23 protein-coding genes are annotated in these 20,554 nt (G+C 64.9%); 9 read left to right on the forward strand and 14 right to left on the reverse strand.

What is annotated here, in order from left to right:
• The first annotated feature begins 43 nt into the window (after nt 1-43).
• From ACOABP_RS26135 to ACOABP_RS26160, 6 genes are all read left to right on the forward strand, one after another.
• Nucleotides 44-358: a DUF3303 domain-containing protein gene (locus ACOABP_RS26135; RefSeq protein WP_474228588.1), complete on the forward strand. Its 315-nt coding sequence runs from the start codon at nt 44-46 to the stop codon at nt 356-358.
• Nucleotides 359-650: 292 nt separating this feature from the next.
• Nucleotides 651-929, forward strand: coding sequence for a hypothetical protein (locus tag ACOABP_RS26140; RefSeq protein ID WP_474228589.1), 279 nt, complete (start codon nt 651-653; stop codon nt 927-929).
• A 62-nt stretch (nt 930-991) separates the two neighbouring features.
• Nucleotides 992-1,834: a DUF2092 domain-containing protein gene (locus tag ACOABP_RS26145; protein WP_474228590.1), complete on the forward strand. Its 843-nt coding sequence runs from the start codon at nt 992-994 to the stop codon at nt 1,832-1,834.
• Nucleotides 1,835-1,846: 12 nt separating this feature from the next.
• On the forward strand, nt 1,847-2,368 hold the full coding sequence (locus ACOABP_RS26150; RefSeq protein ID WP_474228591.1) for a hypothetical protein: 522 nt from the start codon (nt 1,847-1,849) through the stop codon (nt 2,366-2,368).
• A 310-nt stretch (nt 2,369-2,678) separates the two neighbouring features.
• Entirely contained in the window at nt 2,679-3,347 is a 669-nt protein-coding gene (locus tag ACOABP_RS26155; protein ID WP_474228593.1) for a response regulator transcription factor, read from the forward strand.
• Nucleotides 3,334-4,776 (forward strand): sensor histidine kinase, encoded by a 1,443-nt coding sequence (locus tag ACOABP_RS26160; protein WP_474228594.1) that lies wholly within the window; start codon nt 3,334-3,336, stop codon nt 4,774-4,776. Before ACOABP_RS26155 ends, ACOABP_RS26160 begins: the two co-directional genes overlap by 14 nt.
• 49 nt (nt 4,777-4,825) lie before the next feature.
• Here the strand turns inward: ACOABP_RS26160 and ACOABP_RS26165 are convergent, their stop codons facing one another.
• The 9 genes from ACOABP_RS26165 to ACOABP_RS26205 form a co-directional block, all read right to left on the reverse strand.
• Nucleotides 4,826-5,413, reverse strand: a complete 588-nt coding sequence (locus ACOABP_RS26165) for a biliverdin-producing heme oxygenase (RefSeq protein ID WP_474228596.1) — start codon at nt 5,411-5,413, stop codon at nt 4,826-4,828.
• A 105-nt stretch (nt 5,414-5,518) separates the two neighbouring features.
• Entirely contained in the window at nt 5,519-6,070 is a 552-nt protein-coding gene (locus ACOABP_RS26170; RefSeq protein WP_474228598.1) for a hypothetical protein, read from the reverse strand.
• A 5-nt stretch (nt 6,071-6,075) separates the two neighbouring features.
• On the reverse strand, nt 6,076-6,654 hold the full coding sequence (locus ACOABP_RS26175; RefSeq protein ID WP_474228600.1) for an A24 family peptidase: 579 nt from the start codon (nt 6,652-6,654) through the stop codon (nt 6,076-6,078).
• Between the two features lie 64 nt (nt 6,655-6,718).
• The gene (locus ACOABP_RS26180; protein ID WP_474228602.1) at nt 6,719-7,504 is read right to left on the reverse strand and encodes a heme ABC transporter ATP-binding protein; all 786 of its coding nucleotides are present in this window, start codon (nt 7,502-7,504) and stop codon (nt 6,719-6,721) included.
• A 1-nt stretch (nt 7,505) separates the two neighbouring features.
• A complete protein-coding gene (locus tag ACOABP_RS26185) occupies nt 7,506-8,453 on the reverse strand; it encodes a FecCD family ABC transporter permease (protein WP_474230556.1) in 948 nt (315 codons plus the stop codon).
• A gap of 41 nt (nt 8,454-8,494) precedes the next feature.
• Nucleotides 8,495-9,334: a heme/hemin ABC transporter substrate-binding protein gene (locus tag ACOABP_RS26190; RefSeq protein ID WP_474228604.1), complete on the reverse strand. Its 840-nt coding sequence runs from the start codon at nt 9,332-9,334 to the stop codon at nt 8,495-8,497.
• Nucleotides 9,335-9,353: 19 nt separating this feature from the next.
• Complete coding sequence (locus tag ACOABP_RS26195; RefSeq protein ID WP_474228606.1) at nt 9,354-10,388, reverse strand: hemin-degrading factor; 1,035 nt, start codon at nt 10,386-10,388, stop codon at nt 9,354-9,356.
• A 53-nt stretch (nt 10,389-10,441) separates the two neighbouring features.
• Nucleotides 10,442-11,770 carry an HmuY family protein gene (locus ACOABP_RS26200; protein ID WP_474228607.1) on the reverse strand — a complete coding sequence of 443 codons (1,329 nt, stop codon included), beginning with the start codon at nt 11,768-11,770 and terminating at the stop codon, nt 10,442-10,444.
• Nucleotides 11,771-11,798: 28 nt separating this feature from the next.
• Nucleotides 11,799-13,784: a TonB-dependent receptor plug domain-containing protein gene (locus tag ACOABP_RS26205; RefSeq protein ID WP_474228608.1), complete on the reverse strand. Its 1,986-nt coding sequence runs from the start codon at nt 13,782-13,784 to the stop codon at nt 11,799-11,801.
• Nucleotides 13,785-13,966: 182 nt separating this feature from the next.
• Here ACOABP_RS26205 and ACOABP_RS26210 point away from each other — a divergent pair, with 182 nt between their 5' ends.
• Nucleotides 13,967-14,329 carry a hypothetical protein gene (locus tag ACOABP_RS26210; protein WP_474228610.1) on the forward strand — a complete coding sequence of 121 codons (363 nt, stop codon included), beginning with the start codon at nt 13,967-13,969 and terminating at the stop codon, nt 14,327-14,329.
• Nucleotides 14,326-14,928, forward strand: a complete 603-nt coding sequence (locus ACOABP_RS26215) for an HD domain-containing protein (RefSeq protein ID WP_474228611.1) — start codon at nt 14,326-14,328, stop codon at nt 14,926-14,928. Before ACOABP_RS26210 ends, ACOABP_RS26215 begins: the two co-directional genes overlap by 4 nt.
• A 63-nt stretch (nt 14,929-14,991) precedes the next feature.
• Here ACOABP_RS26215 and ACOABP_RS26220 read toward each other — a convergent pair whose 3' ends face one another.
• On the reverse strand, nt 14,992-15,981 hold the full coding sequence (locus ACOABP_RS26220; protein ID WP_474228613.1) for a tripartite tricarboxylate transporter substrate binding protein: 990 nt from the start codon (nt 15,979-15,981) through the stop codon (nt 14,992-14,994).
• A 314-nt stretch (nt 15,982-16,295) separates the two neighbouring features.
• On the opposite strand from ACOABP_RS26220, the gene ACOABP_RS26225 reads away from it, so the two are divergent.
• Entirely contained in the window at nt 16,296-16,610 is a 315-nt protein-coding gene (locus tag ACOABP_RS26225) for a hypothetical protein (protein ID WP_474228614.1), read from the forward strand.
• A gap of 52 nt (nt 16,611-16,662) precedes the next feature.
• On the opposite strand, the gene rfbC is transcribed toward ACOABP_RS26225, so the two are convergent.
• The 4 genes from rfbC to ACOABP_RS26245 are packed head-to-tail and all read right to left on the reverse strand — an operon-like array spanning nt 16,663 to nt 20,179.
• On the reverse strand, nt 16,663-17,214 hold the full coding sequence (gene rfbC, locus ACOABP_RS26230) for a dTDP-4-dehydrorhamnose 3,5-epimerase (RefSeq protein WP_474228616.1): 552 nt from the start codon (nt 17,212-17,214) through the stop codon (nt 16,663-16,665).
• An 18-nt stretch (nt 17,215-17,232) separates the two neighbouring features.
• Entirely contained in the window at nt 17,233-18,312 is a 1,080-nt protein-coding gene (gene rfbB, locus ACOABP_RS26235) for a dTDP-glucose 4,6-dehydratase (protein ID WP_474228617.1), read from the reverse strand.
• Between the two features lie 19 nt (nt 18,313-18,331).
• Nucleotides 18,332-19,135, reverse strand: a complete 804-nt coding sequence (locus ACOABP_RS26240; protein WP_474228618.1) for a 2OG-Fe(II) oxygenase — start codon at nt 19,133-19,135, stop codon at nt 18,332-18,334.
• A 12-nt stretch (nt 19,136-19,147) separates the two neighbouring features.
• A complete protein-coding gene (locus ACOABP_RS26245) occupies nt 19,148-20,179 on the reverse strand; it encodes a GlxA family transcriptional regulator (protein WP_474228620.1) in 1,032 nt (343 codons plus the stop codon).
• Between the last annotated feature and the right edge of the window lie 375 nt (nt 20,180-20,554).

Genomic DNA, 20,554 nt, shown 5'->3' on the forward strand with positions numbered 1-20,554 from the left:
GGCTGTCGCTCTGATGATTTCGTCACTGTGGTGGGGGGCAACAATGAAATACATGATCAGTTGGTTCGACCGTCCAAAGGGTTCGGTTGCAGAGTATGAGGATGCCCAACAGCGAATCCTCGACGTCTTTGGTCAGTGGAAAGCGCCGGACAATCTCAAGATCGAGCTATTTGTCGTTCGTGTGGGTGAATGGGGCGGGCATATGCTGGTGGACTGCGACGATCCTTTGGCAGTACACAAAGCCTGCTCGACATTCCCTGCATTTGAATTCCATGCCCATCCGGTGATTGCCGTGGAGGATGCGATCAGGGTGGAACTGGAGGCAATCGCCTGGCGCGACGGATTGAAGGGTAAATGACGCCACTGCGTCACGATCCTCGGGGTTGAAGAGATAGTCCGAATCGGGGGCATCGCCGGCGTCATGCAGAAATCGTCATTTTTTCGCCTACGGCCCTATCGCTGGCCGTGCCGGCATGCCCCTTCAATTCAATAAACCGCCGAGATAACAGGCGTGGTACGCCCGTCAAATGTGTGAGTATCAGGACGCAAGAGAATCGGCGCATGCAATGGCACTGATCGGGATAACACGAACTAGAATGAAGTGGCGCTGTTGCGCAGAATTCGGCAACTAAGAAGAACGGAGACAAACCATGTTGCCTGCGGCCGCTACTGGGAAAATCCTGTCCCGAGAGTTTCTCGACGTGCTGATTCAGGCGGCCTGGATCGCGGTGTCGGCGATTGCCTGCTTCAAGTTATTCCCTCCGTTCCTCGACCTGTTCGTCTGGTCGCCAATTCTCGTCATTGCGCTCTACCCGCTCCAGGTGTGGCTCACCAGCCGCTACGTGCAACGGGCTCCCCACCTCTGGCTTTTGCCAGGGGCCGCCCTGCAGCGTCAACAATCAGGGAGCATGCCGATGCGCCGCGGCTGAGTGCCGGGCGACGAACGCATATTTCCTTGCTGGCACTCCCTAACGTCCTATCGGAGTTCACCATGGCACGCACACCGGTCCTGACCTTGCTCGTTGCCTCGCTGGCCGCCTGCAGCAGCGCGCCACCCACGGCGTCGAGCCCACCGGCGAGCCCCCCCGCGGCCGCCTCGCCCGCCGCGGCGCCTCCCCCATCTGCCGACGCCAAGGCGGTCGATCCCGCTTCGATCCAGGCGCTCAAGGACATGGGAGCCTATCTGCAGACATTGAAACAGTTCGAAGTCTTCATCGAATTGTCCGGCGAACGCGTACTGGCCGACGGCGAAAAACTCCAGCACACCGCGACTTCGGACCTGGACGTGCTTCGGCCCAACAAGCTGCGCGCCCAGATGCGATCTGCGCGGTCACAGCGTGACCTGATGTACGACGGAAAAACGGTGACGATGTACTACCCCGACCAGAAGTACTATTCGCAGGCGGACTTCAGCGAGAATCTGGGCGCTCTGGTTGACAGGCTGCGGGCGCGGTACGGTGTCGAGCTGCCGTCGGCCGATCTCTTCATGTGGGGCACTTCCGCTGCGCCCACCGACAATATCGAGTCAGCCCTGTATGCCGGGCAGGACATCATCGGCGGCGACCTGTGCGACCACTATGCCTTCCGCCAGGGCCAGATCGACTGGCAGATCTGGATTGCCACTGGCGACAAGCCGCTGCCACGCAAGCTGGTGATTACCAATCGTGCCGACGAGGCCCGCCCGCAATCGGTAACCCACTACAAGTGGAATCTGCATCCGAAGTTCAAGGAATCCGCTTTCGCGTTCTCGCCGCCGGCTGGCGCGAAGAAGGCCGAATTCGTTCCGCTGAAGACCCAGCCGTCGCAGCAGAACCCGCAAAGTCAGCCGCAATAGGGGAGCACTGCCATGAGACAAGTACACGGCAAGCAACTCGCAGCGATCCTGGCCTCGCTGCTCCTCTCGATGCCCGCCTGGACGCCATCGGCGTATGCACGGGCAGGGGCGGGCGCAGGGGGCGGCGCGCAAGCCGGCGCGCGCGCGGGCGGGGGTGCCAACGCCCCCGCGGCGCGGCAGACGACGCAGGTGAACAATACACGCGCAGATGCCCGGACCAACAACGTACGCAGCACCAGCGTCAACAACGTGAACAGCAGTAGCAACGTCAACGTCAACCGCAATACAAACGTGACCGTCAACAACAACGGCTGTTGCGGCGGCGGTTGGGACAACGACTACCATCCGGTGGCCACGGCCGCCGCCGTCACGGCGACGGTGGCAATGACCTCGGCGGTTATCGGCTCGATGACCCGGACCATCCCGCCGAACTGCGTGCCGGTCAACTACGGCGGCATGGTCTACCAGCAGTGCGGCACAACCTGGTATCTGCCGCAGAGCGGGCAGTACGTCGTGGTCAACCCGCCGTACTGACGATTGGAGACGACGGCAACGATCTGCACATGGGACGGCCGCAGCCGTTAAGCAAAGTTAATCTTTGTCGCCCCAAAATTCGCCAATAATGCTTATTTCGTCGCAAACCGCCCCCGGTTGGTCACCTGGCCGGGGGCTGTTGACCTGGGGCCGGTCCGACTGACCCTGTCGTATGTAGTGGCCTGAAAAATTCTTCTAAAATGAGAATGCGTCTCATGTAGAATAATAACAAACCGGTACAAATATCAAATAGTCCGGGTGGAAGAAGGGTCGACGGGCGGGTGATCTTGGGTAAGGGGAGAAGACTGTCATGCGAGTTCTGATCGTGGAAGACGATCCGCGGGTGCGGCATTGGCTAAGCACCAAGCTGCAGCAGAAGGGACATGACTGCCGCCTGACAGACACGGGCGAGCACGCGCTCGAACTCATCCGGGACGAAGCATTCGACGCGGTACTGCTGGACAGGATGCTGCCGGGCATCGATGGCATCGGCGTGCTGCGGGCGTTGGCCGATCATCCGCATCCGCCCGTCATGGTGCTGTCCGCCGTGGACCAGCCCAGCGACCGCGTGGAGGGCTTGCGCGCCGGCGCTGGCGATTACCTTGGCAAGCCTTTCGACTTCACCGAACTGCTGCTGCGGCTGGAGGGACTGGCCAAATGGCGTGCCCCGCCGAACGACGCAGACTGGATCACGCGGCTTGAGGACCTCTGCATCGACTGGCGCGAGCGCAGCGTGTCGCGGGGTGGCCACGCGATCGATCTCACCGAAAAGGAATTCGCGTTGCTGCAGGTGCTGGCCACCAATGCGGGCCGCACGGTCACACGCGCCATGCTGCTGGAGAAGGTCTGGGGCTATCAGTTCGATCCGCAGACGAACCTGATCGACGTTCATGTTTCGAAGCTGCGTAGCAAGATCGACCGCAATTACCCGCGGTCGCTGCTGCGTACGGTGCGTGCGGTCGGCTATGTCCTGGGCTGAGCGCGTTGCCCACCTGCTGGAGACCCGGACCTTCCGCCATGCCTCGCTGGTTGCGTTCCTTTTCTTGCTGGTTGCCATTGGATCGGTGCTGCTGAGCGCACATCAGATCGACGTGCTGCTTCACAGCCACGTGCGCGACATGGTGCTGGCCGACGTGCGCACGCAGGAACACCGGCACCACTTTGCCGATGCAGGACAGCTTGCCATGGCACTGGCCCAGGAAGACAGCCGCGAGCGCGAGGGCAGCAAGTCGCTTGTCCTGTCGCCGTCGGGCGGGCTGCTGTTTGGCGACGCGAAGGTCAGGTCCGCGCTGCAATGCGCGCCGCCGTGCGATCTGCAGTGGCGCAATGTCACGGTGGGCGAAACGAGCGCCAAGCTCGCGCAGCTGTTCGGCGTGCAGGTGCCGCTTGCCGACGGCGGCGTGTTCTTCAGTGGCTACGACATCCTGCCCATGCGCGAGCGGTTGCGCGTGATTCCGCTGGTGGCCGGAGCGGGACTGTTCGCGGTCCTCCTGACGAGCCTGGCGATCGGGCTCTATACCAGCGTGCAAAGCATGCGCCGGGTGGACCGCATCCGCAGCGCACTGCGCCGCTACGTGACCGGCGAGCGCGATGCCACCGTGCCATGCCGGCGCGATGGCGATGAATTCGACCTGCTGGGGCAGGACATCAACCACGTGCTCGATCGGGTGAACCGGCTCATGGAAGAGGTCAAGAGCGTGAGCAGCCATCTGGCCCACGAACTGCGCACGCCGCTGACGCGCATGCACAACCGCCTGGTAACTCTGGCAGAGAAGGTTGACGATCCCATGCGCGAAGACGTGCTTGGCGCGCTTGAGGAAGGCGAGCGCATCCAGCGCATGGTCCGTGCGGTGCTGCGCATCGGTGAGGTGGAGGCCGGTCGCTGCGAGCATGCGTTCGAATGGTTCGACGCGCGCGCGCTGCTGGACGACCTGGCCGAATACTATGCACCGCTGGTGTCGATGTCCGGCATGGCGCTGCAGATCCAGGCGGAGCCTGGGCGCGAACTATATGGCGACCGTGCGCTGCTGTTCCAGGCGTTGTCGAACCTGCTCGAAAACGCCATCAAGTACGCGCCGGAGGGTAAGACACTGCAGTTGCTGGCGCGCCGCCGTGGCGACGGCATGGCGCTGGGCGTGGCAGATCACGGCCCGGGGATTCCGGCAGGGCTGCGCGGGCAGGCGGTGGAGCGGTTCCGGCGCCTGGGCGCAACGTCGGCCCGGAGGTCGGGCGGCAACTCGCCATCGGGCAGCGGGCTCGGCCTGGCGCTGGTCAATGCCATCGCCAGGCTGCATGGCGCCCAGCTATCGCTGGAAGAGAACGTTCCCGATGGACTGCTGGCCGTGCTGTTGCTGGACCGCCGCCATTGGAGCGACAGGACCGGCCTCAAGGACGCGCTCAAGACCTAGCGATCCCCGCTTATCCGTAGCGCGCGCCCGGCGGCGCCACGTGGCGGGTTCAAGCGGTTTCGAACATGTCGGCAAGCAACCGCCCGAAACGGTCATACGCAGCGTTTGCGCCGGCGATCACGGCGTCGTGCGAGTGTGCGGACACGGCGTCGCTATCCAGTGCCGCGACGAAATTGCGCCATGCGATGGCACGTCCTTCAGGGTAGGCCGCCAGGTTGCGGGCACCGAATTCGGCCGATAGCCCCAGTTCTTCCTTGGCGGCCTTGAACAGGAACGCCGCTCCCAGCGTCGAGCCTTCGGAGACATAGAGCCAGCCCAGCGCCTCGGGCATGGCTACGCCACGACTGGCGATATCGCCCTCCGGTACGGACCATGACAGGTCCGCGAGATCGGCTTGCGATGCAGAGGCACGACCCCGGCCGTCGATGTCCGGCACGGCGGCGCGCACCGCCGGGTCCGCAAAAAGATGCTCGATATCGCGCTGGAACAGGTACTGCGCGGCGACAAAGCGCGCATAGCCTTCGCGGCTGGCAAACGGTTTGGCCGCGTCCATGAGCCCGTGCATGCGTTCGTGCTGGGCGGCGGTTTCATGCTTGAGCCGGGAAGAAAGCGAAGGGTGCGCTTCGGTGGTGGTCATCGTGGATGCTTCCGGAAATCGAATGTGGAATCAGCGGCGTTGCCGTATGACGGGCACGCCTGCGTGCTGACTTTCTTTTTACGTCATCGCGTTGCCAATGACACGTTAATCTTGCTTCATGTTGGTTGTCGGCGTTGGCAGGTTGTCAAGCCACTGCTGATACTGATAGCGGAAGGCCGTGCCACCTGTGCCCAGCAGGCGCGGCAGCGGGGTGATGAAGTCCTTGCGGATTTCCACCGTAATGCGCCACGCCGGCACGGTACGGCTGGCGGTGCTCCGGCCGCAGCGCGTGCTGCCCGCACCCATTGCATCGAGGGATGTAAAGCGTTCGACGGCAACGGCGGCGATATCGGCGTCGTCGAGCAGGCGATGCGAGGCTGCAGCCATGCCAAGCCGCACCCGCTGTTCCATCTGTCCGGGCGTGGCCACATTGACGGCTCCGGCGTGCAGCGGGTGGATGGCACGTTCCAGTGCCGTGCCGCCCAGGGCGATAGTCAGTCCGATGTTGCCCAGTTCGATGAACATCATCGCGCCGGCGATGATCACCGGCAGCGCAAATGCGGCCTCGACGGCGAGCGCGCCGCGGGCGGCAGTGCGGGAGGGCAGGCGCGAGTTTGGGCGCGCGTGCGGCCGCGAAAGAAAGCGGGTCGGATCCATGACCGTCAGTGCCGGAACATCACGAACACCGCGCCGGCGGCGATAGCGAATCCATAGGGAATGCCAGGCGATGAATGCCCCTGCAGCGCCATCGGTGTGGGTACCGCCACGGGCAGCCATGTGCCGAGCCGTTCGATGCACCGTGCCGCTATCAGCTCGATCCTGCGCAGGATTGGCATGCACAGGGCCAGCGCGCCGCCGGCCAGAGAGGTTACCAGCAGGAACATCGCAACCTCGCGCCCCAGCCAGAGGCAAAGTACCGCCATCAGCTTGACGTCGCCCGCACCGACCCATCGCATGGCAAACAGGGCATACCCCGCCACCAGCACGATTGCCGCCGCGGCGCCGCTGCGGACGATCTCCGGCCACGCGGGCGCCTGCCCGCCAGGCACGCATATCCACGCAAGCTGAATCAGCCACAAGACGAGCAGCGCCAGGACCGGACGATTGCCGATGCGGCGATACAGCAGGTCGGACACCGCAACCCAGAGCAGCGCGGGCGTCAGCACCAACGCCGCAAGGCGCATTGAACCCGGCACGGGCGCGAGCGTGTCTTGCAGGATCTGCTGCAGGAACGATGTCATGCGGAAACTCCGGGTCTGGGTAGCGGCTTGGGTAATGACGGCAAGCGGCGTCTGGCGGCCAACGTCATCCGAAGACGACAAAAGGCACGTCCGCGTGGACGGGCGATGGCATGACCCTGGCCGGTATGCCATAGACGCTTGCCAGGTTGGCCTCTGTCAGCACTTCGGCGGGTGTGCCGCATGCCACGGCGCGGCCGTTTTCTAGCAGAAGCAGCCGGTCGCACCAGCGCGCGGCCAGGTTGACGTCATGCAGCACCACGAGCACGGCCAGTCCGTCGGTTCGACTCAATGTCCTGACGCTGTCGAGCAGCAGCAGCTGATGGCGCGGGTCCAGGCTTGAAATCGGCTCGTCAAGCAGCAGGGCCCGGTAGCTGTCCGGCGCTCGGCAGGCCAGCGTCTGCACCAGCGTGCGGGCAAACTGCACGCGCTGTTGCTCGCCGCCTGACAGGCTCTGGTAGTCGCGGTGGGCCAGGTGTGTCACATCGGCCAGACCGAGCGCGCGGCGCATCAGCGCATCCAGGGCAGGCCGATCCAGCTCCGGGAACGGGTAGCCGCCCATGGCGACCACCTCGGTCACGTCGAGATCGAAGTGCAGCCCCGGCGATTGAGGCAGCACGGCACGTGTCCTGGCCAGGGCGTTGACGGGCCAGTCGGCCAGGTCATGCCCGTTCAGCGAGATCGCTGCGGCCGGGACCGCGATCTCGCCGGCCAGTGCGCCCAGCAGCGTGCTCTTGCCCGCGCCGTTCGCCCCAAGGATACCGAGCACCTCGCCGGCAAGCAGGCTGACATCGATGCCGGACAGCACCTGCCTGCGGCCACGGCTGCAGTTGAGATGGCTTGCGACCAGCACGTCAGGCTCCTTTTCGCGTCAGCATCCAGAGCAGGAAGGGCCCGCCCACCAGGCTCGTCACGATGCCGATCGGCAGCTCGGCCGGGATCACCACCATGCGGGAAAGCCAGTCCGCCAGTGTCATCGCGATTGCGCCGCCGGCCAGCGTATTCGGCAACAGCCAGCGGTGGTCGGCGCCCAGCGGCATGCGCACAAGGTGTGGCACGACGAGGCCGACGAACGCGATCGTGCCAGTGACCGCGACGATGGGGCCGACCAGCAGGGCGGTCAGCACGATCAATCGGCGGCGCAGCCGTTTGAGGTCAAAGCCAAGGTGCTGGGCTTCGCGCTCGCCCAGCAGCAGGGCATTCATGGCACGCCAGTCACGCAGCAGCAGCGCGCACAGCACGGCCACCAGTGGCACGAGCCACGCCAGCATCGGCCACGTGGCGCCGGCGAGGCTGCCCATGTTCCAGAACGTGAGGTTGCGAAGCTGCACGTCACTGGCCTGGTAGGTGAAGAAGCCGACGATGGCGGCGCAAATGGCATTGATCGCGATTCCCGCCAGCAGCAGGTTGGCCATGCCTCCGCGCCGCGCGCCAAGCCGGTAGGCAAACGACGTTGCCGCAAGGCTGCCGATGAACGCGGCGGGTGCGATGCCCGCCAGGCCCTCCGCGCCCAGCACGATGGCTGCCACAGCGCCTGCCGCGCCGCCCAGCGATATGCCGATCAGGCCCGGTTCGGCCAGCGGATTGCGGAATAGTGCCTGCATGACCGCACCGGAGAGCGCCAGCGCGGCGCCTACCGTGATCGCCAGCACGATGCGCGGTAACCGCACTTCGATCAGCACGTTGCGCCACATCGCGTCGTCGCCGTCCGCAGCATGCGACCACAGCAACGGCAGCAGCCGGCCGCGCGGAATTGGCAGCGCGCCACTGGAGGCGGTCCATAGGGCGGCCAGCACCAGCATCACGCAGAGCGTGGTGAAGATGCCCAGTCGATGACCGCGCATCAGCGGGACGCCGTTTGCGGCGTGGCGAGCCCCGTCTGCAATAGCCGAAGCGCTTCCGGCAGCCGGGGGCCGAAGCCCAGCAGCAGGAGATCATCCATGACGACGATGCGCCGGTTGCGGGCGGCGGGGGTGGCGTTGAGGCCGGGCTGGGCCAGGAACGCATCGGGGCTGCCGCTGGCGCTCACCGACATCGTCGTGGTCACGATCACGTCCGGCTTCAGGGCCGCCGCCGCCTCGGCCGAAAACGGCTTGAATCCGGTCTGGCCGGCCAGCACGTTGGTACCGCCCGCCAGCGTCAGCATGGCGTCGCCGGCGGTGTCGGTGCCCATTCCCTGCATCTTGCCGGTATGACTGCTGACGATCAGCACGCGCACCGGCTGGCTGGCCGGCCGGATTGCGCGCAGTTCGGTGTGCAGGCGGTCGACCAGTGCGCGTCCGCGTTCCGGAATTTCCAGCGCCGTGGCGGTGCCGAGAATGCGCTGCTCCAGCGCCGCGAGTGTGGGGGCCGAAGGCAGCATCACAACCTTGCTGCCCAGTTTGCGGATCTGTTCCATCGCCTGGGGCGGGCCAGCCTGGTCGGCAGCCAGCACCAGGTCTGGCCGGAGGCTGGCGAGCCCTTCGACCGAAACCGCGCGGTAGTAACCCACCTTGGGCAGTTTCAGCGCGGCAGCGGGGTAGATGCTCGATGAATCGGAGCCGACAAGTGTCGTTTCCGCGTCCAGCGCGTAAATGATTTCGGTGACCGCGCCGCCCAGGCCGACTACACGGGCGGGTGGTGCGGCGTGGGTCAGGCCTGCCGCGCACAGCAGGGACAACAGCGCAGAGCGCAGCAGTTTCATCGACAACTCCGGAAAACGTTCAGGCGGCCAGCGCCACCGGGCAGAGCGATTGCAGCAGTGCGCGCCAGGCGCCCAGTTCCGGTTTGCCCGGCTTGCGCTCGCCAAAGAACTGCACGATCAGATCGCCGCTGGCGCTGTAGAGCTCCAGCGAAGTCACCCAGCCATCGACCGTGGGTTTGTTGACGACCCAGCTCGACGCCACGGCCTCGGTGTTCAGATGCAGGTTGAACGATGCATCGAGCACGTTGAACCATGGCCCGGTGCGTACCAGCTTGTGCACCGGGCCAGTGTGGATCTGCACGATGCCCCGGTTGGCGACAAAGCACATGATTGGCAGCGCGGATTCGGCGGCGCGGCCGAGCACGGTCTCGACCGCCGTATTGCCGACCTGCTGGGCCAGGTCATTGCCGGCCGCGCGCAGGGCGCCCAGGCGCGACACCTTGTACTGGCGCAGCATCGCAAAGAAGTCATGCGTGTCCTTGAGCCCAAGCCAGTGGGCACGCAAGGCGTCGGCGTCCGCAGGGGCTTCCGCATCGGCGGCTGCCACGACCGGTTCGACGGTGACCGGTGTATCCGTTGCCACGGCATGGCGGTCGACATAAGCCTGCCATGCCGTGGAATCGGTTGCATCGGTGCGGTAGACCTTGTGCACCGCTTCGCCCGCCTTGTCGAAGAACTGCAGGCTGTCGCGGCCGCTCTCGGTCACGGCGTAGAAGTACCGCCAGTTGCCGAAGAACATGCGCAGGTCGATATCGGGCCCGAGTACGATGCCGACGGGGCCGTCAGCCTCGATGCCCTGGTACTGCCCGTGCCGCTCGTGGACGGCATGGTCGTTGCGCGACAACGCCATCACCGTGCCTAGCGTGCCGAGATCACGGAACAACTGCTGCGCCGTGCCGCCGAGCTGTCGCACGGCCACGCCGCATCCTGCCGCGACCAGTTCGGCCTCGCTTGCGCCAAGGCGCTGGGCGCGGTCGCGGATGCGTAGTTTCGGGTGGGCTTCCACCAATGCCTGGTGGCGTTGGCGCAGCGTCTCGGAGCGTTGTTGTTCCATGTCCATGCGTGTGGCTGGTTGTCGCGGGTAGTGGCTCGTTCAGTCGGGCCGGATCAGGGCTGGACGTCGAAGTTGATCGTCCAGGTCTGCTGGCTGCTGTTCGAGTTTGGATCGGCGTAGACGATCTTCGTCAGGTGGAAGCGCGCATACGTGGCGCCTTCTCCGCCGCGAATCAGGCCGCCCGCGTCGGGATTGGCGCTGATCAGGTGCGCCACCGCCGGCAGGCCGTTGGCGGCGGCAGCCGCAGCGGTCGGGAAGTACGAATACCAGCCGTAGTTGAGCGGGTTCGGATAGGCGCCGGTGTAGGTGGGGTTCAGCACCGAGGCCGTCGAATCCTTCAACCACTGTGTGGCAGCCGTGGGGAGGCTCATGTCGGCTGCGGTCAGGTCGGCCAGCGTGGTGCTGACGTTGGTGGCGCTGGTGAACGCCGACGCCACCGGCTTGTTCGACGCATCGTAGAAGCCGGCCGGCGTCTTGCCGAGGAAGCCTGCCACCGTGCCGGTGCCCGATTCGCCGCCGTTCAGCTTGACGTTGTAGCGGTTGAACGCGATATGCCAGGTGCCCGAGGCCGTGGTTTCGGTGCGGTTGATCAGGTCGTAGTAGACCCAGTCTGCCGATGCATTGACCTGGGCGGTGTAGACGTTGCCTGGCGCACTGCGGTCGACGAAGCGGAAGCTTGGATAACCGGACGTGGTACCGCCCGTGCCGCCATAGTAGCCAGTGACCTGCAGCGCAAAGACCGGTGCCGCGGACGTGCCCGTGGTGTCAGCCAGCGCGCTGTTGGTGGTGATCACGAAGGTACGGAACGTGGGATACAGCAGGTGATCGGTGGCCGCGCCTGTCACGCCGTATTCGAACACGGCCGAGCCGATGTCATTGGTGCTGGCGAACACGCCGCTGGCCGAGTCCTTCAGGAATACCGTGGCCGGCAGGGCGCCGTTGACCGGATCGATGGTTGCGTTCTTCCAGGCCGACAGCGCGGTCCAGGTATGGTCGAACGGGCTGCCGAAGGCGCCGCCGTTGCCGGTGCCGCTGGTGCCGCTGTTGGTCCACAGCTTGGCCGTGCGGCCGCCGGTATCGGTCTTGACCTTCAGGTCCCAGGCGGTGCCCGTGCAGGCGGCCTCGGCCTTGGTGTTGAAGTCATAGCACAGCGAGTTGCCGGCCGCCGGCAGCGCGAAGGTCCATTCGGCCGTCTGCGTGAATGCCGAAGTGGAGGCAGGCGTGGTGCTAGTGCCGCCGCCCGTGCTGCCGCCGCTGGTGCTGCCGGTCGTGGTCGTGCCACCGCCATCGCCGCCGCCGCATGCAGCCAGCATCAGTGCCAGCGCGGCCGCGCCGAGGGCGCCCAGCGGGCGGCGGTGCAGTGCAAGAGTCTCGTGGATCATGATGAGTGCTTCCCCGTTTGATTTCTCGTTAGCGGGCGACGTCGACGTTGAACCGCGCGCCCAGGTAGATAAAGCGCCCCGCCACGGGCCCGAAGTCACTGGCATTGGCAAAATCGCGTTGCCGGTTGAACAGGTTGTTCACGCCGGCGAAAGCGGTCACGTTGCGGCCGATCTTCTGGTTCAGCACCAGGTCCAGCGTGCCCCAGCCCGGCGAGCGGGCGCCGGTGGCCGAATCGGTCAGTTCGCTGCTCTGGAAGCGCGCACGGGCCGAAAGCTCCGTCGAGGGGAAGACGCGCCAGTCGGCGCCCACGCGGCCCATGTGGCGCGGCCGGCGGGTCAGCTCGAGGCCCGTGTCGAGATCCTCGGTGTCGGTGAACGTGTAGGCCGTGGTCAGGTTCAGCTGGTTGGTGGCGCGCCAGCGCAGCGACGTCTCGATGCCCTGCGTCCTGGCCCGCGCCACGTTGCGGTAGGTGTAGACCGCGATGCCGTTGACCATGGTGAAGTTGGTCATGTCGGTCTGGATCAGGTCCGTCACGCGGTTGTAGAAGAGATTGGCGTCGAGCGTCACACGGTCGCGCCAGCTCAGCTGGCCGCCCAGCTGGAAGCTGTTCGACGATTCGGGCTTCAAGTTCGGGTTGCCCAGCACGATGTAGCCCAGCGAGCTGTGGTCGAACAGGTAGTGGCGTTCCTTGAGGTTCGGTACGCGATAGCCCTGGCCGTAGTTGGCGCGCAGCACGCCTTTCCAGGTGTCGTTCGACAGCAGGTTGGCGCGCACGCCCACCTTGGGCGCGAAGTGGCTGCCAAAGTCGGAATCGTGCTGGCCGCGCAGGCCAACGATCATCTCCCAGGTTTCGTTGAAGATGATGTCGTTCTGCAGGTAGAGCTCGCCCGCCTGGCGCTCGGCGCTGCCGGTGCCGGCCAGTTCCGACGTGCCGTTGACCGACTGGTCGAGGGTTTCGCGATGGAAGTCGCCGCCAAACTGCCAGAGCTGCCGATACCAGGCTGGCAGGTCGAACTGGGCCGAAACGTGATCGGTCTGCTGTGCCGAATTGCGGACCGAGGTCTCGAAACCGTTCGAGTATTCGCGGGACGTGCTGTCGTAGGTTTCATGCACGCCGGCCAGCCGGGCCCGCACGCCGTTGTCGAAACGCCATTGGCCGCCGTAGGTGTACCGGTTGCGGTCGATGTCCTCGGTCTTGCGCTGCGGCACGTAGTTGGGCGGCGCGTAGTACTGGTAGCGTTGTTCGTCGGTCTCGCGATAGGCGCTGGCGTCGAACCAGAAGTTGCCAGCCTGGCTGGGCAGCCATTCGAGCCGTCCCGCGTACTGCTCACGCCTGATCTTGTCGCCGTGACGCGTCCAGCCGTCCGGGTCGACGGCAAAGCCCTTGTTGTCGAGCGCGTCGGCGCTGATGCGGGCCCGGATCTGCTCGGTGCCGCCTTCCAGCCGGACATTGCCGTGCAGGGCGCCGGGCGAGCCGTCGGCATTCTGCGCGCCGTAGCTGCCGGCGTCGGCCGTGACGGCACCCGAGAATCCCTTGGCAATCGGGCGCGTGATCACATTGATGACGCCGCCCATCGCCGAACTGCCGTACTGCGCGGAACTGGCACCCTTGACCACCTCCACGTGGTCGACCTCGGTCAGCAGGTATTGCGAGACATCGACGGTGGAGCCCGTGCTGGCCGAGATCGGCAGGCCATCGATCAGGATCAGCACCTGGTCGCTGGTCATGCCCTGGAGCGTCACTTCGTAACCGGACTTGCCGTGGATCTCGCGCAGCTGCAGGCCGGGCACGTTCTCAAGTGCATCCTTGAGCGTGCGCGCATGGGTGCGCTCGATTTCCTGGCGATCCACCACTTCCGTGCGGATTGGAGTTTCGTCCAGCGTCTTCTCGCTTCGGGTGCCGGTGACGACGACGGTCGGAAGCGGATCGCCGGATCCGGCCTGCTGGGCTCGTACCTGCGGCGCTGCGTAAAGGAGGGTGCCGGCAACGACGGCAAGGGTTTTCAGACGCATTCGGGGGCGGAACCGGCGATCTGCCAATCCGGTCATGACAAATGAGATCCGAATGATAATGATTCTCGTCCGCATCTTCCGTTAAGAATGCTTAATGAAGATGCCGCCAGCCGGCGGAGCCCCGCGCATCTGCCGCCGTAAGTTATATTCGGCGCGTTGAAATGACAGTCAGGCAGTGACGAATGGACAAGAAACGGATTCGGGTATCGCACGTGGCGATCCCCGGCAACCTCAGTGTTCTCAAGCTCAAGGGCTATCTGAGGACCGCCATCGCCGAGGTGGCAAAGGATTCGGGCGACAACGAAATCCTGCTGGTCAAGGTGCTGGTGCCGCAGGCACTGGGTCTCAGGGCAGGGGAGAAACTGTTCGACAAGGTGCTGCAGGGCATTGTCGACAAGGATTCGCGTGTACGGAGAGTGTCGGTCGAGTTCGTGGACGGTGAAATCACGGCCGAAAAGATCGCCGCGAGCGAGGCGCGAACCCAGAAGGAGATCGACGCCTACGGACACCTGCTTGAAGACGAACCGGACGGGACATCGCCGTGAACCTTTCCAGCCTGGAACGTCAGCTGGCGTTTCTTCGGGAAATCGACCGGCTCAAGGGCGTTGTGCGGATGTCGCCGCTGATTGACCGGTCGCGTCGCGAAAACAGTGCCGAGCACTCCTGGCATCTGGCGATGTACGCGCTGGTGCTGTCGGAGCATGCCGCAGCGCCCGTTGACGTGGTGCGCGTCGTGAAGATGCTGCTGCTCCACGATATCGTGGAGATCGATGCCGGCGACACGCCGCTCCATGATCCGTCGCTGCATGCCGACCAGGCCGAGCGCGAGCAGCGGGCCGCCCAGCGCATCTTCTGGTTGCTGCCGGCATCGCAGGCAGAGGAATTTCACCAGTTGTGGACGGAGTTTGAGGCGGCGGAAAGCGGCGACGCGAAGTTCGCCAAGGCGCTGGACCGCTTCCAGCCGCTGCTTCACAACGTCGCCACGGGCGGCGGGACATGGATAGCGCCGGGGCTGGACGAAGCGCAGGTGGTTGCCCGCTACGGGCCGGCCATCGAGCTTGGTGCCCCGGGGCTCTGGGAGGCCGCCGCCAGGCTCGTGCAGCAGCACTTTCGCGATCCACCGGGCGAAGACGGCAATTCCTGACAGGCAGGCCAGGCAGGCTGGGTCAGCGCCGCCATCCGGCGCGGCCCCGGGAAATATGCAGCGTTACTGGCTGCTGATGCCTGCACGTCGCGCGATGGCGCGCATTTTCGGCAGTTCGGTCTCGATCTGGGCCTCTGCCTGGGCCGGGGTGCCATAACGCGGTTCGAAGCCGGCTTCGATCAGTTGTCGGCGCACGGTGGGATCGGCAAGCGTATCGGCCAGGGCCTTCGTCAGCTTCTGCTTCACGTCGGCCGGCAATCCGCGCGGCGCCGCCAGTACCGACCAGGCATCGACGTCTACGCCGGCGATGCCTGCTTCTGCCGCCGTCGGCACGTCGGGCAACTGCGCCGAGCGTCGCGCCGTGGTCACTGCAAGTGCCTTCACCTTGCCCGCCTTGATCTGCGGCGCGGCGGCCGTCACGGTATCGATGGCCAGCGGGATCTGGCCGCCGATCAGGTCGTTCATGGCCGGCGCGCTGCCCTTGTATGGCACATGCACCAGCTTGATGCCGGCGTTGTACCACATCAGTTCGCCCGCGAAATGCGCGGTGCTGCCTTCGCCGAACGATCCATAGCTGTACTTGCCGGGTTCGGCCCTGGCCTTGGCGATCAGCTGCTTCAGGTCACCGATCTGTGCCTTTGGATTGGCAATCAGCACAAGGGGCAGGCGCGTGGCAAAGCCGATCGGCTCGAAGCTCTTCACCGGGTCGTACGGCAGGTTGTTCTGCAGCGCCGGGTTGATCGTGAATGTCGTGGTGCCCGCGGTGAGCAGCAACGTATAGCCGTCCGGCGCCGCCTTTGCCACATAGCTGGCCCCGACGATCGTGCCGGCACCGGCCTTGTTTTCCACGACGACGGGCTGCCCCAGGCGCTCGCCCATCTGCTTGCCCAGCAACCGCGCCAGCACGTCAGTGGCGCCTCCCGCCGGAAACGGTGCCACCAGGCGAATTGGACGGCTCGGATAGGTATCGGCGAAAGCGGAGCCGGCAGACGCAGCGGCCGCCACGCCAAATGTGAGGGCCAGTGCAACGCGAGAGGGAATCGGGAACGCCATGAAGATGCTTCGAATGCAAAGAGGGGGCGTCAGTCTAACCGCGTCGCGCCTGCGGCCAAACGAACGATTCGGCATATGGGTATGGGGAAGGCCCCGTACGGCGGCCCTGCGTCAACCGATGCCAGGTGACGACAACCATGCGTCGGGCCAGGTATGCCATGGCGTACCTGGCCTGTTATGCCCGCTATCCACCGCGCCGACCCAATGGGATGTAGGACACGGATGGACACCCGTTTCAGCCTCGGTCGCAGGGGATATGCACGCCGGCCGCCGTAGATTGAAGGTATCGAGTTCCTTGTCCGATGAGGTGCATCATGTCACGACACTACGCAACTTGCCTCACCCTGGGCCTGCTGGCCGCTGCGGCGTCTACCGTCACCATGGCCCGGGAGTATGTGGATGAACGCGGGGCGCCCGTCTACGTCGAGCCAGCCCCGGCACCCGTCTACGAGCGCGCGCCGGTAGTCGTTGCCGGACCGGCCGTGGTGATTGGCTGGCACGGCGACCGCTATTGGGACGGCCGCCGCTGGTGGGGCCGCGATGAATGGAATCGTCACCATCATCCGCATGACCATGATCATCATCACGACGACCATCACGACGATCACCATGAAGAGCATCACGGGTAGTACGCATGGTTGAACAGGCCGCCCCGGGCAACACGTGGGCGGCAAACGTGAGCTAGGCAAACACCTCGGCTTCGTCGAGCGTGCGGCCTGCCGCGTCCTTCGCGGCCAGCACGGGCGTGCCGGCAATCGGCCAGTCGATTCCGATCCGCCCGTCGTTCCAGAGCAGCGAGCGCTCGTGTTCCGGATACCAGGTGTCAGTGGTCTTGTAGACGAACTCCGCATGGTCGGACAGCACGAGAAACCCGTGCGCGAAGCCTTCCGGAATCCATAGCTGACGCTTGCTCTCGGCGGACAACACCTCGCCCACCCACTGTCCGAACGTAGGCGAACTGCTGCGCAGATCCACGGCCACGTCGAATACCTCGCCCGACACCACGCGCACGAGCTTGCCTTGCGGATGCCGGATCTGATAGTGCAGCCCGCGCAGGACGTTGCGGGCCGACCGCGAGTGATTGTCCTGGACGAAATGACGCTTCAACCCGGTGGCGGCTTCAAACTCGATGCCGTTGAAGCTCTCGAAAAAGAAGCCACGCTCGTCACCAAATACCTTGGGCTCGAAAATCAGGACATCGGGAATCGCGGTGCGGATCAGGTTCATGGTCATGGCGCGCCTCCAGGGTTGTCACGCGGCATATTGCGTCTCCACCCATTTGCGGTATTCGCCCGACATGACGGCACGTACCCATGGCTGGTTGCTGAGGTACCAGGCGACTGTCCTGGCCAGGCCGGTTTCGAAGGTTTCGGTGGGGCGCCAGCCCAGTTCGCGTTCGAGCTTGCGGGCATCGATTGCGTAGCGGCGGTCGTGGCCGGGGCGGTCCTTGACGAAGCGGATCTGTTCGCGATAGGAGCCGGCGGTGCGCGGTTGCAGCGCGTCGAGCTGGTCGCACAGCGCGTGGACGACTTCGAGGTTCGTTTTCTCGTTCCAGCCGCCCACGTTGTAGGTGTCGCCGACTCGCCCGCGCGTCAGCACTTCGCGGATCGCCGCGCAGTGGTCGCCTACGTAGAGCCAGTCGCGCACGTTTGCGCCGTCGCCGTACACCGGCAGCGGCTGTCCCGCAAGCGCGCTGGCGATCATCAGCGGCACCAGTTTTTCCGGAAACTGGTACGGGCCGTAGTTGTTCGAGCAGTTTGTCGTCAGGACGGGCAGCCCATAGGTGTGGTGCCAGGCGCGTACGAGATGGTCGGAGGCCGCCTTCGACGCCGAGTAGGGGCTGTTTGGCGCGTAGCTGGTGGTCTCGGAGAACGGCGCGTCGGTGGGCCCCAGGGAACCGAACACCTCGTCGGTGGACACGTGCAGGAAGCGGAAGCGCGCCTGTTCGGCGTCGGGCAAGGCGCTCCAGTAGCCGCGCACGGCTTCCAGCAGCGTATAGGTCCCGCCGATGTTGGTATCGATGAAGGCCGCCGGCCCCCGGATGGACCGGTCGACATGGCTTTCCGCCGCAAAGTGGATGACCGCGCGCGGGTGGTACCGGGCCAGCAGGCTGTCCATCGCCGCCCGATCGCCGATATCGGCCTGGACGAAGATGTGGCGCGCGTCGCCGTCGAGTTCGCTTAGGCTGTGGCGGTTTCCGGCGTAGGTGAGCTTGTCGACGTTGATGACGCGGTCGGCCTTGGCGGGATCGGTGGCCGGACGTCGCAACCAGTCGAGCACGAAGTTGGCACCGATGAAGCCGGCGCCACCGGTGACAAGTATGGATGACATGTGAGCTCCCTCGCGCCGGTCAGCGGCCTACGATGCGTCGCGCCAGCGCCTTGGCGTAAGGCGGGGTAATGCCGGTCAGGATGTCACGTGCAGTCAGTGGAAAACGGGCGCCGGGTGCCGCCTGGAAGCGGGTCGTGTGAACGTCGGCCACCTCGTCCTCGGGGCGGCCGTTCGAATAGTAGTAGAGCGCGATCGAACGCCGCGTGACGCCCTGGGGGCAGGCCAGCGGCACGGGGTGCCCGTGCCAGGAACATTCGTTCGTGCTGAAGACAACCAGCCGGTTGCCGATGGGCGCGATCTTTTGCACGCAATGCTGCACGCTCTCGTCCCACAGTTGCAGATGGCCGGCCCAGCTGTCCTCCCAGGTGTCGTTCAGGTAGAACAGTACGTTTACCCGCCGGTCGAGCTTCCATTCAAGGTGGCAGTTGTAGTCGATATGCAGGCCCAGATGCCCGCCGGGCAGCGTCTGGTGCAGCCCGCCACCATGCAGGTGAGGATCGGGCACCAGCCCGCGCACGCCGGTCAGCGTCTCCAGGAAACGGATGAAGCCAGGACCGTTCAGTTCGACGATCAAGGCGCGCAGGGCGGGCGGAATGGCGTAGAAGTCCTGGATCTGGAGCTTGAGGTTTTCGGCAGCGGACTGATACTTGAACCAGCTGCCTTCCTTCCGGCTCGGGAAAGCGTCGCTGGCTTCGCGGTAGATGTCCGGGTCAAGGAAGTCGTCGATACAGGCATGCGGGAAGGGCGGGGCGGACTTGTAAGGCTCGGCGAGTTCGCGTGCCATCCAGTCGAGTTTGGCCAGGTCAAGCAGTTCGTTACGCATGCTCAGCACTCCTCAGGTTGAGGTGGGATCCGGCCCCGGGCCCGCCGGCACCTGGTTCCGATACTCGGTGGGCGACAATGCAAACCGCTTGCGGAAGATCTTGCCGAGCCGGTCGCCGTTGCCCATGCCGCAGCGCCGGGCAATCTTGTCCACCGGCAGGGTTGTCTTGACCAGCAACTGGCAAATCATGTCGAGCCGCGTCTGCAACAGGTACTCCGACGGCGTCACGCCGATCGTGAACTTGAAGCGGCGCAGGTAGTTGCGCTCGCTCATCGCGGCAAAGCGCGCGGCATCGGCAACCGAGATGGGTTCCATGTAGTGCTCGGCGATCCAGCGCGCCGAGGCCAGGATCTTGTTGGCCGTGGCGGCCGACAGGTCTGGCGTGTCGTCGATGTCGTAGGGCTCGATCTCGGGTATCGTCTCGCGGCGCGGATCGAGTTGCCGGGCCACCTCGCCTGCCACCTCGGGGCCCAGGTCTGCCTCGATCTGGGCGAGCGCCATGTCGACGGCCGACGGCATGACTTCGGGCGCATGGTCCGTGCCGCCCCGGCACCAGAAGACCGACGCGGACGCGCCGGCGCCCCCTTCCTGGCCGCTAGCCGCCCCGGCACGCGATACCCGTGGCGCCAGCAGCTCGCGGCCCCGCGTGCTGCGTTCCAGCGCCGAAGCACTGACTTCCATGATGGCGCTGGACACGCGGGCATCGCGCTCGCTTGCGGGTTCGCGCTCGCTGCAGGCGATGAACACGGCCCCGAAACCTCGCTGGCCCGCCGCGTCGAGACCCTGTGTCCAGATGCGCACCGACGACGAGCACGCGATGTTGCCGCCGCGGTAGGACAGTAATGACAGCTGGTAGAACGGCCGGCCGTTGCGTTGCAGTTCAAGCTCGTTGGCCACGCGGAACGCCTCGGCGATGATGCCTGCGGTCAGGAGCGAGCACCCATCGAACAACAGCAGGCCAATGCGTTGCGTGTGGGCATGTCCGGCGAAGATAAAGGGCCCCGGGGGGCGGGTCGGCGCAGGCATCTCGACAAGGTGATCCATGGCGTGTCCATCCCTTGCGAAGGCGATTGAAAGGCGAATCTATTGCATTGCATCATATCCAATTTGCGGCGACGCACAATGCCGTGTGTCTGATTTTTACGTGATGTTGGCCGATCGACGCGGGTAGCATTGAAAATCAACTGAAAAATGCGGCATACGGCGCAATGCGATTATCAGAAATGAATCAGTTCTGGTAACTGTTACGCCGCGTTTGTCCGCTTCTGCATGTGGATATGATAAAAATATCAGGCAAATCAGCGGTTTCACTGCCATTGTGCAAGGCGGATGGCACCTCGCTGCATTGCGGGGCACTCGCGCACCGTGGACGGGAATCGTGCACGCATAAATGCAAGACGGCGTGATGACATAATGGCC

It is taken from the genome of Cupriavidus sp. HE11 (assembly GCF_056097175.1).